11 protein-coding genes and 1 pseudogene are annotated in these 13,615 nt (G+C 73.9%); 7 read left to right on the forward strand and 5 right to left on the reverse strand.

Going from position 1 to position 13,615, the window contains the following annotated elements; genetic code table 11:
• Positions 1–443: pseudogene (locus EAD98_RS20180) on the reverse strand (hypothetical protein); the annotation flags it as partial.
• Between the two features lie 527 nt (positions 444–970).
• On the opposite strand from EAD98_RS20180, the gene pdhA reads away from it, so the two are divergent.
• The 6 genes from pdhA (at position 971) to EAD98_RS20205 (ending at position 10,062) form a co-directional block, all read left to right on the forward strand.
• On the forward strand, positions 971–2,146 hold the full coding sequence (gene pdhA, locus EAD98_RS20185; protein ID WP_121655612.1) for a pyruvate dehydrogenase (acetyl-transferring) E1 component subunit alpha: 1,176 nt from the start codon (positions 971–973) through the stop codon (positions 2,144–2,146).
• Positions 2,146–3,135: an alpha-ketoacid dehydrogenase subunit beta gene (locus tag EAD98_RS20190; RefSeq protein ID WP_121655613.1), complete on the forward strand. Its 990-nt coding sequence runs from the start codon at positions 2,146–2,148 to the stop codon at positions 3,133–3,135. Before pdhA ends, EAD98_RS20190 begins: the two co-directional genes overlap by 1 nt.
• The gene (locus EAD98_RS20195; RefSeq protein ID WP_199723473.1) at positions 3,132–4,595 is read left to right on the forward strand and encodes a dihydrolipoamide acetyltransferase family protein; all 1,464 of its coding nucleotides are present in this window, start codon (positions 3,132–3,134) and stop codon (positions 4,593–4,595) included. Before EAD98_RS20190 ends, EAD98_RS20195 begins: the two co-directional genes overlap by 4 nt.
• A gap of 218 nt (positions 4,596–4,813) precedes the next feature.
• Positions 4,814–4,951 (forward strand): hypothetical protein, encoded by a 138-nt coding sequence (locus tag EAD98_RS31290; RefSeq protein WP_199723474.1) that lies wholly within the window; start codon positions 4,814–4,816, stop codon positions 4,949–4,951.
• 343 nt (positions 4,952–5,294) lie between these two features.
• A complete protein-coding gene (locus EAD98_RS20200; protein WP_199723475.1) occupies positions 5,295–8,108 on the forward strand; it encodes a hypothetical protein in 2,814 nt (937 codons plus the stop codon).
• Positions 8,109–8,229: 121 nt separating this feature from the next.
• A complete protein-coding gene (locus tag EAD98_RS20205) occupies positions 8,230–10,062 on the forward strand; it encodes an NHL domain-containing thioredoxin family protein (protein ID WP_121655615.1) in 1,833 nt (610 codons plus the stop codon).
• A 32-nt stretch (positions 10,063–10,094) separates the two neighbouring features.
• Here EAD98_RS20205 and EAD98_RS20210 read toward each other — a convergent pair whose 3' ends face one another.
• From EAD98_RS20210 to EAD98_RS20220, 3 genes are read right to left on the reverse strand one after another with little or no spacing between them, the layout of a single operon-like run.
• Positions 10,095–10,844 (reverse strand): LamB/YcsF family protein, encoded by a 750-nt coding sequence (locus EAD98_RS20210; protein WP_121655616.1) that lies wholly within the window; start codon positions 10,842–10,844, stop codon positions 10,095–10,097.
• Positions 10,828–11,691: a biotin-dependent carboxyltransferase family protein gene (locus EAD98_RS20215; protein WP_121655617.1), complete on the reverse strand. Its 864-nt coding sequence runs from the start codon at positions 11,689–11,691 to the stop codon at positions 10,828–10,830. Before EAD98_RS20215 ends, EAD98_RS20210 begins: the two co-directional genes overlap by 17 nt.
• Positions 11,688–12,353, reverse strand: a complete 666-nt coding sequence (locus EAD98_RS20220; RefSeq protein WP_121655618.1) for an allophanate hydrolase subunit 1 — start codon at positions 12,351–12,353, stop codon at positions 11,688–11,690. Before EAD98_RS20220 ends, EAD98_RS20215 begins: the two co-directional genes overlap by 4 nt.
• Before the next feature lie 108 nt (positions 12,354–12,461).
• On the opposite strand from EAD98_RS20220, the gene EAD98_RS20225 reads away from it, so the two are divergent.
• On the forward strand, positions 12,462–13,139 hold the full coding sequence (locus EAD98_RS20225; RefSeq protein WP_121655619.1) for a hemolysin III family protein: 678 nt from the start codon (positions 12,462–12,464) through the stop codon (positions 13,137–13,139).
• A gap of 109 nt (positions 13,140–13,248) precedes the next feature.
• Here EAD98_RS20225 and EAD98_RS20230 read toward each other — a convergent pair whose 3' ends face one another.
• The gene (locus EAD98_RS20230; RefSeq protein WP_121655620.1) at positions 13,249–13,536 is read right to left on the reverse strand and encodes a DUF6458 family protein; all 288 of its coding nucleotides are present in this window, start codon (positions 13,534–13,536) and stop codon (positions 13,249–13,251) included.
• Between the last annotated feature and the right edge of the window lie 79 nt (positions 13,537–13,615).

A 13,615-nucleotide genomic window follows, 5' to 3' on the forward strand; every position in this document is an offset into this window, starting at 1 on the left:
GGCGGTGGGGGCACCACCCGAGGGATGGTCCCCGGGTCGACCCCGTTCGAGCCCGCGTCCGTCCGGTCCTGGTCACGCCCGGGAGCCGTGGGCAGCCAGCCGGCGGTGGCCGTCGGGCCGACGTTGGGCGTGGCGGGTGGCGGGAGCGGCGGCTGGCTGGTCGCCGGCACCGGGATCACCACCGGACCGACCGACGGGGTCGGGATGAACGGGGTGCTGCTGTCCGGAAGCGCGGTGCTGCCCGGAGTGGCGGAGCCCGCGCTGATGGCGGCGAGGATGGGCATCGACGCGGTGCCGGCCAGCAGTGCGACGGTGAGCAGGTAACCGCGGGAGGGGCCGCCCGCGCCAGGAGCGCGGTGCGCGCCGACCACCCGGCGGTAGCCGCCGACCGAGCGGTGCCGGCCGAGCGCGGGTGTGCCGGGACCGTCACCTGGCTCGTGCACCGCACACACCCCTTGTCGTCAGCTGTCGGAGGACACGGCAGAACGTCGCCGGCTGGAGAACCCCGGCAAATCACTCGATCGGCGCGATCCTGCGGTAAACAGCCTCGCCCAGTCACCCTCCGTCAGCCAACCTCCACTGCGTGTCGACACGCGGAGATGGCCCGAACGGTGACGAACCATCGCCGGTAGGTCTGGTGGGCGCGGTCGGGCACGATGGCGACAAAGAGTCGCAAACAGGGGACGGTCGGAATGCGGGGCGGGCGTACTGTGGGCGCGCTCACCTGCTCTGCGAATATGGAGCACGACGGCAACGCAGCCGTGACCTCCGCGCACCCTCGCGGCAGGCGCGGTTGAGCGCCGGCGCTCCCGAACCGGGTTCGGCCAGAATCCGGCTCACGCCGCGCGGCAACCCCCACCGGGGCTAGGCGCGGCCGCCAGGAACCGGTCCGGCAGCAGCCGGGCAGGCGCACGAGTTGCGCGGCCGGGTGACCCCCCGGTGCCGACGCAGACACGACAGGGAGAGACGGATGGCAAAGGGCGACCCCGGGGGCACCACCCGCGGCAGGCGGGCAGCACCCCGCTCCAGGAAGAGGGCGGCCGGCGATCCCGAGCTGGTGCAGCTGCTCACCCCCGAAGGCGAGCGGATCGACAGCGTCACCGGGCCGGACGGCATCGAGTATCGCGTCGACTTCACCGACGAGGAGTACCGCGGGCTCTACCGCGACCTCGTGCTGGTCCGCAAGCTCGACGCCGAGGCGACCGCGCTCCAGCGGCAGGGCGAGCTGGGCATCTGGGCCAGCCTGCTCGGGCAGGAGGCGGCGCAGGTCGGCTCCGGTCGGGCGCTGCGCACCCAGGACATGGCCTTCCCGACCTACCGGGAGCACGGCGTCCTCTACTGCCGCGGCATCGACCCGATCATGCCGCTCGGCCTGTTCCGCGGCGTCGACCAGGGCGGCTGGGACCCGAACGAGTTCAAGTTCAACATGTACACGATCGTGATCGGGGCGCAGACCCTGCACGCGACCGGCTACGCCATGGGCATCACCATGGACGGCAAGACCGGCACCGACGACGGCGAGGCGGTGATCGCCTACTTCGGCGACGGCGCCACCAGCCAGGGTGACGTCAACGAGGCGTTCGTCTGGGCCGGCGTGTTCAACGCCCCGATGGTCTTCTTCTGCCAGAACAACCAGTACGCGATCTCCGAGCCGCTGGAGCGGCAGACCCGCATCCCGCTCTATCAGCGGGCCGCCGGCTTCGGCTTCCCCGGCATCCGGGTGGACGGCAACGACGTGCTGGCCACGTACGCGGTCACCCGCACCGCGCTGGACAACGCCCGGCACGGGCAGGGCCCGAGCCTGATCGAGGCGTACACCTACCGGATGGGCGCGCACACCACCTCCGACGACCCGACCCGCTACCGGATCGCCAGCGAGGTCGAGGCGTGGCAGGCCAAGGACCCGATCGCCCGGGTCAAGGCATTCCTGGAGAAGCAGCAGATCGCCGACGCGGACTTCTTCGCCGAGGTCGACGAGCAGGCCCGCCGTGAGTCGGTGCACCTGCGCGAGCGGGTGCTCGCCATGCCCAACCCCGAGCCGGTGACGATGTTCGACCACGTCTACCCGAACGGGTCTCCGCTGCTCGACGAGCAGCGCGCGCAGTTCAGCCGCTACATGGAGTCGTTCGAGGGGAGCGCCCACTGATGGCCACGGAGACGCTCACCCTCGGCAAGGCCCTCAACACCGGTCTGCGCCGCGCCCTGGAGAACGACCCCAAGGTCATCATCATGGGCGAGGACGTCGGCAAGCTCGGCGGCGTGTTCCGGATCACCGACGGGCTCCAGAAGGACTTCGGCGACCAGCGGGTCATCGACACGCCGCTGGCCGAGTCCGGCATCATCGGCACCGCGGTCGGTTTGGCCATCCGCGGCTTCCGGCCGGTCTGCGAGATCCAGTTCGACGGCTTCGTCTACCCCGCGTACGACCAGATCGTGTCGCAGGTGGCGAAGATGCACTACCGCTCGCGCGGCAAGCTCAGCATCCCGATGGTGATCCGGATTCCGTTCGGTGGCGGCATCGGCGCTGTCGAGCACCACTCCGAGTCGCCGGAGGCGTACTTCGCGCACACCGCCGGCCTCAAGGTGGTGTCCTGCGCCAACCCGCAGGACGCGTACGTGATGATCCAGCAGGCCATCGCCTCGGACGACCCGATCGTCTTCCTGGAGCCCAAGCGGCGCTACTGGGAGAAGGGGCAGGTCGACCTGGAAGCGCCGCTGTCCGACGCGTACCCGCTGCACTCGGCCCGCGTGGTCCGGCCCGGCACCGACGTGACCCTGCTGGCGTACGGGCCGATGGTCCGGACGTGCCTGGACGCGGCGACCGCCGCCGCCGAGGACGGCCGGGAGCTGGAGGTCATCGACCTGCGCTCGCTCTCCCCGCTGGACCTGGCCGCGGCCTACGAGTCGGTGAAGCGCACCGGCCGCGCGGTGGTGGTGCACGAGGCGCCGTCCAACATCGGCCTCGGCGCCGAGCTGGCCGCGCGGATCACCGAGGAGTGCTTCTACTCCCTGGAGTCGCCGGTGCTGCGCGTGACCGGCTTCGACACCCCCTACCCGGCCGCCCGGGTGGAGGAGGAGTACCTGCCCGACCTGGACCGGGTGCTCGACGCCGTCGACCGCACCTTCGGCTGGTGAGCGGCATGTCCCGGATCAAGGAGTTCAACCTTCCCGACCTGGGTGAGGGGTTGACCGAGGGCGAGATCCTGTCCTGGCTGGTGAAGGTCGGCGACACCATCGAGCTGAACCAGCCGATCGTCGAGGTGGAGACGGCGAAGGCGGCCGTGGAGATCCCGGCGAAGTGGGCCGGCCAGGTGCAGGCGATCTTCCACCCGGAGGGCACCACGGTCGAGGTCGGTACGCCGATCATCGCGATCGACACCGACCCGGGCGCCGGCCCGCTGGACGTGCCGTCGACCACGGCCACGCCCGGCGGTGACCTGCCCACCCCGTCGGCGGCCTCGCTGGCCGCCGTCGAGGTGGCGCCGGCCGAGGGCATGGTCGAGCCGGGCCTGATCGGCGGCCCCGCCCCGGGTGGGCGAACCGCGGTGCTGGTCGGCTACGGCCCGCGTACCACCGCTGCGAAGCGCCGGCCGCGCAAGGGTGGCGTCCCGGCGCAGGCCGCGGCGACGCCAGCTCCGGCGCCGGTCGCGCCGGCTCCGCAGCCGGTGGCCGAGGCGACTCCGGTCGCTGCGGCGACCGGTGGGCTGGTGCTGGCCAAGCCGCCGGTGCGCAAGCTCGCCAAGGACCTCGGGGTCGACCTGGGCACGCTGACCGGTTCGGGTCCACTGGGCTCGATCACGCGGGAGGACGTGCAGCAGGCGGCGAACGGCGCCGTGGTGGCGGCCGAGCCGATCAGGGCGACGTCGGTGGCGACGAGCGCCGCCAGCTTCGGCGCGGACCGCGAGCAGCGCATCCCGGTCAAGGGGGTACGCAAGCTCACCGCCGAGAACATGTCCCGCTCGGCGTTCACCGCCCCGCACGTCACGGAGTTCCTGACCGTCGACGTGACCCGGGCGATGAAGGCGCTGGACCGGCTGCGCGGCCGGCGGGAGTGGCGCGACGTCCGGGTTTCACCGCTGCTGCTGGTGGCGAAGGCCGTGCTCCTGGCGGTCAAGCGGCACCCGATGGTCAACTCGACCTGGGCCGGCGACGAGATCGTGGTCAAGGAGTACGTCAACCTCGGCATCGCGGCGGCCACCGAGCGCGGCCTCATCGTGCCGAACGTCAAGGACGCCGGCCGGCTCTCGCTGCGTGAGCTGGCGGACGCGCTGAACGACCTGGTCCAGACGGCGAAGTCGGGCCGCACCTCGCCGGCGGACATGTCCGGCGGCACCCTGACCATCACCAACGTGGGGGTGTTCGGGGTGGACACCGGGACGCCGATCCTGCCGCCGGGCGAGTCGGCGATCCTGGCCTTCGGCGCGGTGCGGGAGATGCCCTGGGTGCACAAGGGCAAGGTCAAGCCGCGTCAGGTCACCACGCTGGGGTTGAGCTTCGACCACCGGATCATCGACGGTGAGCTGGGCTCGAAGTTCCTGCGCGACATCGGCGACTTCCTCGCCGACCCGGAGGCGGCGCTGCTCGCCTGGACCTGACCGTCCGAACGCCAGCCACGGCCGGTGTGCCACGGGTTAACGCCCGGCACACCGGCCGTGTCCGTTGGACGACGAAACCGTCGGCGAACAGGCTCCCTGACCTTTGATTGTTAGGCAGGTGTCTCAGCTCACCTAATAATCGATGGAAGTTGGCCGGGTTCTGCGGTTGAATAGATGCATCAGGGGCCAACAACCGAATAGCCAGGAGGACCCACCAAATGAGCATGATCGAGCGAATCCGCAGCCACCGCGATGCCACCCGCCGCGCCCGTGCCATCGAGCACGCGCTGCGCTCGGCGAACTCGCCGGCAGTCCGCGAGGAACTCCTCATCATCGCCCAGCGTCACATGGGCTGACGCTCCACGACATTCCTCACCTCCTCCAGATCGATGGCCCGCCCGGCCGACCGGGCGGGCCATCGGCGTCTCCACGCCCCACGGCACCGGGATTCCGCCGTGCCGCAGCGCCCGGTACGGTGAGCTTCGGTCTACGCCCGTCGGACGGGCACCGGCGAAGCCGATAGAAGCTGCTCGACACCAACCGGCAACGGGGAGTGACGACCGGTGCTCCTTGGACGCCCCGTGTGGCCACCGGATACCGTGCGGGGAGCCGGCACGGCGGTACGCCGGTGACGCCGGCAGCCATGCCGAGGAGACCGATCGGCACCGGCGGCCGACATGTGATGGAGGAGGCGCACCGATGACGTCCGAGGGCCCGCACCGCCCCGGCCAGGAGCCGGACGAGGTGTCACCGGGCGCCGGCGGACCGGCGCCGTACGGCGACCGCCCGGCGCAGCCGGACAACGGCTACAACGGCACCGGCCCCGACCTGGGCTGGGCACCCCCGCCGCCGGCGCGGCCGAACCCGTCGGCCCCGGCATGGGCCGCCCAGTCGGAGCAGCAGCAGCCGAACCCCGCCTGGGGTGCCGCCGCCGCGCCGCAGCCCACCGAGCCGACACAGCCCGCCTGGGCCACCGGCGGTGGCGCGAACGAACCTCCGCAGCAGCCCGGCGCCTGGACCGGCGCCGGTGGCGCACCCGAGCACACGCAGCCCGCCCCGTGGGCCGCCCAGCAGGGCTGGCCGCCAGCGGAGCAGGGCGCACCCGGGTGGACCCCCGGGGCCGGCGAGCAACCCGACTGGGTCCCGGCTCAGCCGGCGGCCCGGGGTGCCGCGCAGGTGCCGCCCGCCACCGCCGCCTGGCCGGCACAGGACGACCCGGCCCGCTCCGGCGGCTGGAACGCCGACGCCCAGCAGAACGACCCCGCGCGCTCCGGCGGCTGGGGCGGAGCGGCGCAGGATGACCCGCCCGCCGGTGACTGGCGCGGCGCCGAGTCGCAGCAGTCCGAGCCGGCGCAGGCCACCGGCTGGTCCGGCAACGGCTCCGGTCAGCAGGACGACCCGGCCGGCTCCGCCGGTTGGGCCAACGGCACCGCCGGCCGGGACGACCAGCCGGTGTGGACGCCGGCCGAGCAGTCCCCCCAGACCTGGGGTCAGGCCGCCGAGTCGACCGAGCAGCCGGCCCCCGGGTGGGGCCAGGCCGATCCGGCCGCGGCCCGCGGCGCGGCTCAGGTGCCGGCGCCGAACTGGCCCGGCCAGGACGACCCGTCCCGCTCCGGCGGCTGGGCCGGACAGCAGCAGCAGCCGGCACAGCCCGGCGGGTGGGGCGACGGCGCCGACGTGAAGCAGGACGAGGCCGCGCAGCCCGCCGCCTGGGGTGGCGCCGAGGGCCGTCCGCAGCAGCCCGACTGGGTGCTCGCTCAGCAGGACCAGCCGGCCGAGCGGCCCGAAACGGCGGAATGGACCCCGGAGGCGACCGGCAACCCGGCCCGGGCCAGCGCCAGCGTGCCCGGCAACGACGGGACGCCCGCCTGGGCCGCCGCCCCCGACAACGCCGCCCAGGCCAACGCCGCGCAGGGCAACGCCGCCGCGCCGGAGGCCCAGCCGTGGGCGCCCGGCGAGGTGTGGGGCCGCGCGGAGGCGGAGGCCTCCCAGTCCCGCGGTGACTGGGAAGCGGGCCGGAGCGACGAGTCGCCGGTCTACCAGCCCGCTCCCGCGCCGGGCATCTCGCCCGCCAACGCGGTGCCACTGCCCCCGCAGGAGCAGCGCGTGCCGGGTGCCAGCCTGGCTGCCGCCCCGCCCGCCAACTACGTGCCGCCGGCCCAGTACGCCCCGGCCACCGAGCAGCCCGCGTACGCCGAGCGGGAGAGCCCGGACGCCGCCGCGCAGTACGAGGCGGAGCCGACGGGTTGGGGTCGGGCCGAGGAGGCTCCGGCGGCTGGTGCCGTGGTGCCGTCCCCGCGTACCTCTCCGGAGGCCGGCGCGGGCCGCGCGGTCGTACCGGCGGCGGAGGCCGACTCGGCGGCGGGCCGGGCGTCGGCGAGCGCCTCGGTGCCGCTGGCCAGCCGGGTGATGCCCCCCACCGACCAGGCCGCACGACCGGCCGGCGCGCCCGCGCCGCAGCCTCGGGTGTACGGCCGCCCGTCCCGTCCCGAGCCGGAGAACGAGCCGGAGCAGGCGGCCCCGGAGGCGTTCCAGGCCGAGCCGGGTCCCGAGCGCCAGGGCGCCCCGGACTGGCAGAACGGCCCGGAACGACAGGCCGCACTCGACTGGCCGAACGGCCCGGAACGACAGGCCGCACCCGACTGGCAGAACGGCCCGGAACGACAGGCCGCACCCGACTGGCAGAACGGCCCGGAACGGCAGAGCGCACCGGAGTGGCCGAACAGCCCCGACCGGCAGGGCGGGCCGGACCGGCAGGGCGGCCCCGCCTGGGGTGGTGAGCCCCCGGCCGAGCCGCGCTTCGACGACCGGGACCGGCCGGCGGCGCCGAACGCGTTCGGTGCGGCGGCGTCCGCGCCCCCGGCGTTCCCGCCGGGTGTGCCGTCGTTCGTCGACACGCCGGGCAGCAACCGGCCGGTGAACGGGGTCCGGCCGCAGGCCGGCGCCGAGCGCCCGGCCGACCCGTTCAGCGCCCCCGGGTCACCGGTCGCCGGCTCCGCCGCGGTGAACAGCACGCCGGGCTTCGGCGGCCCGGGCTTCGGCGGCGAGCCCGCACCGGGCGGCGGCTTCCCGCCGGCCTTCCCGTCGGTGCCCCAGCAGCCCGCACCCTGGGGCCAGGAACCCACCGAGTCCGACCAGGGCCGGTTCGAGGCGTTCAAGCCGGACGCCGACGAGCCGAAGGCGGAGCCACCGACGCCGAAGGTGCGCAACGGCCGGGTGCTGGCGGCGGTGCTAATCGCCGCGGTGCTCATCCTGGCGGTGCCGCTCGGCCTGCTGATGCTGCTGGGCAAGTTCGGCGGGGACGACACGCCGGCCTTCGACCCGGCGGTCGGCACCTGCGTCAAGCAGTCCGGCCAGGGCGCCTCGGCGGTGGACTGTGGCGCGGAGGGCGCGTTCACCATCGTTTCCAAGGTGGATGCGAACGACAAGTGCGCCGACCCGGCCCAGCCGCACGTGGTGCTGCCCGGTGACGGCATCAACCGGGTGCTCTGCCTCAAGCCGGCCACCAAGTAGCGCGAACCGACGGCGGGGCCACGGGCGACCGTGGGCCCGCCGTCGTCGTCCTCCCATCCCGGATCCCGGTGGCTCGCCCCCTCCGGCCGGCGGCGGGCCGGTGATCAGGCACGATGGGGACATGAGCGCACGAGTACGGGCCCCCGAGCTGCGCGGTCGGGGATGGCTGAACACCGGTGGACGCGATCTGAAGCTCGCCGACCTGCGCGGCAAGATTGTCCTGGCGGATTTCTGGACCTTCTGCTGCATCAACTGTCTGCACGTGCTCGACGAGCTGCGCCCGTTGGAGGAGAAGTACGGCGACGTGCTCGTCGTGATCGGTGTGCACTCGCCGAAGTTCGAGCATGAGAAGGACGCCGACGCGCTGGCCGCCGCCGTGGAGCGGTACGGGGTGCACCACCCCGTGCTCGACGATCCCGAGATGGACATGTGGCAGCAGTACGCGGCCCGGGCCTGGCCGACCCTGTCGGTGATCGACCCCGAGGGGTACGTGGTGGCCACCATGGCGGGCGAGGGGCACGCCGAAGGGCTGGCCCGGTTGATCGACGAGCTCATCGCCACCCACGAGGCCAAGGGCACCCTGCACCGGGGCGACGGCCCGTACGTCCCGCCGCCGGCACCGGAAACCGCGCTGCGTTTCCCCGGCAAGGCGGTGCTGCTGCCGGACGGCAATCTGCTGGTCTCCGATTCGGCCCGGCACTCCCTGGTCGAGTTGGCCCCGGACGGTGAGACGCCGGTGCGCCGGATCGGCTCGGGTGAGCGGGGCCGGGCCGACGGGCCGGCCGGCGCGGCGGCCTTCTCGGAGCCGCAGGGGCTCTGCGTGCTGCCGCGGCAGGTCGCCGAGGTGGCGGGCTACGACGTGGTGGTCGCCGACACGGTCAATCACCTGCTGCGCGGCGTACGCCTGGCGTCCGGCGAGGTGGTCACGGTGGCTGGCAGCGGCCGGCAGTGGCGCGCCTCGGTCGACGACCACGCGCACGACGCGCTCGCCGTGGACTTCTCCTCGCCGTGGGACCTGGCCTGGTACGACGACAAGCTGATCATCGCGATGGCCGGCATCCACCAGCTCTGGTGGTTCGATCCGATCAAGCGGACCGCCGGCATGTACGCCGGCACCACGGTCGAGGCGCTGCGCGACGGCCCGCTCGCCGAGGCGTGGATGGCGCAGCCGTCCGGGCTCTCCGTCTCCGCCGACGGCACCCGGCTCTGGATCGCCGACAGCGAGACCAGCGCCGTCCGGTACGTCGAGAACGGTGTGCTGGGCACCGCCGTCGGGCAGGGCCTGTTCGACTTCGGTCACGTGGACGGGCCGGCGGAGTCGGCGCTGCTCCAGCACCCGCTGGGCGTGTGCGCGCTGCCGGACGGCTCGGTGCTGATCGCCGACACCTACAACGGCGCGGTGCGGCGCTTCGACCCGTCGACCAACGAGGTGTCCACGGTCGCCGACGGGCTGGCCGAGCCGAGTGATCTGGTGCTCACCCCGGCCGGTGAGGTGCTGGTCGTGGAGTCGGCCGCGCACCGGCTGACCCGGTTGGCCCCGGGTTCACTGTCGGCGGCCGGCGCCAGCACGGTGGACGGCCCCCGGCACCGTACCGAGCGCAAGCCGACCGACGTGGCGGCCGGTGAGGTCACCCTCGACATCGTCTTCACGCCCGCGCCGGGACAGAAGCTGGACGAGACGTTCGGGCCGTCGACCCGGCTGGTGGTCTCCGCGTCCCCGCCGGAGCTGCTGGTGGAGGGCGCCGGCACGGGCACCGAGCTGTCCCGCCGGCTGGTGCTCAACGGCGAGGTCACCGGTGGGGTGCTCCAGGTGACCGCCCAGGCGGCGACCTGCGACGCGGACGTCGAGCACGCGGCCTGCCACCTGACCCGACAGGACTGGGGCGTCCCGGTCCGGGTGGTCGACGGCGCCGCGACCCGCCTTCCGCTGGTGCTGCGCGGCCTCGACGCCTAGCTGAGAGGGAGGGCCCCCGAGGGCCCTCCCTCTCACGCGAACGGGGCCAGTGGGACGTCGGCGTCGATCAGCGTGGCGCGGACCAGCTCCGTGGCGGAGACCGCGCCGGGTGTGTCGCCGTGCACGCAGATCGAGTCCGCCGGGCAGGGGATGACGGTGCCGTCCACCGCCACCACGGTCCGTTCGGTGGCGATCCGTACCGCCCGGGTGGCCACCTCGTCCGGGTCGGTGATCAGCGCGCCGGGGGTGCCGCGGGGCACCAGCGCCCCGTTGGGCAGGTAGCCGCGGTCGGCGAAGGCCTCGGCGACAACCGGCAGGCCGGCGCCGACGGCGAGCTGGGCGAGGGTCGAGCCGGGCATGCAGAGCACGGGCAGCTCGGGGTCGTGGCCGGTCACCGCGGCGACGACCGCGGCCGCCTGGGACTCGTCGTTGGCGGCCGCGTGGTAGAGCGCCCCGTGCGGCTTGAGGTAGCGGACCCGGGTGTTGAACAGCTGACAGAACGCGTTGAGGGCCCCGAGCTGGTAGGTCACCTCGTCGCGCAGCTCGGCGAAGTCGTACGCGATGTGCCGCCGGCCGAAGCCGGCCAGGTCGCGGTAGCCAACCTGCGCGCCCACCGCCACCCCGCGCCGCGCCGCGCTCTCGCAGACCCGCCGCATGGTGGACGGGTCGCCGCCGTGGAAGCCGCAGGCGACGTTGGCGGACGTGACCAGGTGCAGCAGCGCCTCGTCGTCGCCGAGTCGCCAGATGCCGAATCCCTCGCCCAGGTCAGCGTTGAGGTCCATGGAATCTGACGGTAGTACCTGGCCGGGCCTGCGCGAGCGGGGTCACGTCGCTGACCACCCCGATGACCGGGTATCCGCCGGTGGTCGGGTGGTCGGCGAGGAAGATCAGGGGTTGCCCGTCCGCCGGCACCTGCACCGCGCCGAGCACGATGCCCTCGCTGGGCAGTTCGCCGGCGACCGCGCGGGGCAGCGGCGCGCCGGCGAGCCGCGCGCCGACCCGGTTGCTCACCGGGCTGACGGTGTACGCGGTGCCGAACAGGCGGTCGAACGCGGCCGGGGTGAACCAGCCGTCGCGGGGGCCACGGTGCAGGATCAGGCGCAGTTCCGGCGAGGGTACGGGGGCGACGGTCACGTCCACCGGGGCGGGCTCGCCGAACGGCGCACCGAGCGGCAGCCGGTCACCGTCCCGCAGCGGGGACGGGCCCAGCCCGGAGAGCGTGTCGGTGGCCCTGCTGCCGAGCACGGCCGGCACGTCGATCCCGCCCGCGACGGCCAGCCAGCTCCGTACGCCCCGGCGCGCCGGGCCGATCCGCAGCACCGTTCCGGCCGGCACGGTGAGCGGGCGCCCGGTGTCGCCTGGACGATCGCCGGCACGGATCGGCACCTCGGCTCCGGTGACCGCCACGGTGGTGGCCCGGGTCAGGCGCAGCGTGCAGCCGGTCAGGGTGAGCTCCAGGCCGGCGGCCTGCTCCGGGTTGCCGACCAGCCGGTTGGCCAGCGCCAGGGCGGCCGGGTCGAGCGCACCTGACCGGGGTACGCCGAGGTGCGCCCAGCCGGGTCGGCCCAGGTCCTGCACGGTGGTGAGCGCGCCGGCGCGGAGCACCTCGATCTCGCCAGGACGGGTCACGCCGCCGCCATCCGGACCCGGGTGCCCGGGCCGAGCCGGGCGGGCGGGTCGGCGTCCACGTCGAAGAGGACCAGCTCGGTCCGGCCGACCAGCAGCCACCCGCCGGGGGAGGCGCTCGGGTAGATGCCGGCGTACGGGCCGGCCAGGGCGACCGAGCCGGCCGGTACGCGAGGTCGGGGGGTGGCCAACCGGGGCAGCGCCAACGCGACGGGCAGACCGGTCAGGTAGGGGAACCCGGGGGCGAAGCCGCAGAAGGCGACCCGGAACGGGGTGCTGGTCAACCGGCGCGGTACGGCCGCCACGTCGACCCCCCAGTGCTGGGCGACCGTCGACAGGTCGGGCCCGTCGAAGTCCACCGGGACGATGACCTCGCCGGGTTCCCGCTCGCTCGTCCGGTCCGCCGCGCCGTCGGCGTCGTTGGCGGCGGCGGCGACCGCTGGTGCCCAACGGGACAGCAGGTCGGCGGTGGCGGCCGGGTCGGGCAGGCCGTCGAGCAGGACGGTGCTGGCGGCCGGCACGATCTCGACGGCGGTCAGCTCGCCCCGGTCGCGGCGGCGCCACAGCTCGGCCCGCCACGCGTCGACCAGGGCGGCCTGGGCCGCGTCGGCGGGCTCGGAGCAGTCGAGCAGCAGGGCGTGCGCCCCGGCGGGTCGGATCCGCATCCGCTCATCTTCGCCGATGTCGTGCCGGCGGAGGTGTTCACGGGGACGGTGCCGGGCGTCACCAGCGCGACTACTTGCAAGTAACCTACGGTGCCGTAACCTGATGTCGTGACCACCTCCGCTCCGCTTCGACTGAAGCCGGTCGACATCGGTAAGCCCCGGATGCGCGGCTGGCTGCACACGTACGCCTTCTTCGTCGCCCTGGTCTCCGGCATCGTGCTGTGCTCGATCGCCGCCACCCGGCCGGGGTGGGCGCCCCTGGTCAGCTGCGTCATCTACAGCCTGACCGTCTGTGGGCTCTTCGGCACCAGCGCGCTGTACCACCGTCGCGTGTGGTCGGAGCGCGGCTATCAGGTGATGCGCCGGATGGACCACTCGATGATCTTCATCTTCATCGCCGGCACGTACACACCGTTCTGCGCGCTGCTGCTCGCGCCGCGACCGGCCACCGTGATGCTGGCCCTGGTCTGGGGTGGCGCGCTGGCCGGCGTGGCGCTCAAGATGGTCTGGCCGCACGCCCCACGCTGGGTTTCCGCGCCGCTCTACCTGGCGCTCGGCTGGGTGTCGGTCGCCATGCTGCCGGAGATCCTGCACGGCGGTGGCGTCGCGGCACTGGTGCTGCTGAGCGTCGGGGGTGCGATCTACAGCGTCGGCGCCGTCTTCTACGCGTTGCGCCGGCCCAATCCGTGGCCGACCGTCTTCGGCCACCACGAGTTCTTCCACGCCTGCACCCTGCTGGCCGCGCTCTGCCACCACATCGCGATCTACTTCGCCCTGTTCGCCTGACCCCCACCGGCACGGTACGAGTCGGTGCAGGGCGCGAGCGAGCCACCGGTGGGCGGACGCGAGCCGGGGCCCCGCGACGCTGCGGGACCCCGGAGTGCGCGAGCGGGAGTCAGACCGGACGGCCCGGCCGGCGCACCTCGCGGTACTCCCGCATGACCCGGTCGTCCTGGACCGGCACCACACGATCGGTCACCACGCGGTCCTCCCGGACCGGTGCGGCCACCACCGTGCGGCGGCGGCTGTTCCAGAAGTAGAGGGTGACGAGCAGGCCGGCGACACCGGCCAGCATCAGCACCCAGCCGACCACGGCCAGGTTCAGCCAGCCCAGGTCGGCCTCCACGGCGAATGCGAAGATCGCGCCCAACGCGATCAGGAAGATGCTGCCACCAATGCCCATGTCTCGCTCCTCGGCTCTAACCTGGCGTACGTCCCGCCGCGGCCGTCGGTAGGGGTGCGGCACCCATCGACTTACCCCG

The organism is Micromonospora sp. CV4 (genome assembly GCF_003667455.1).
GTDB lineage: Bacteria > Actinomycetota > Actinomycetes > Mycobacteriales > Micromonosporaceae > Micromonospora.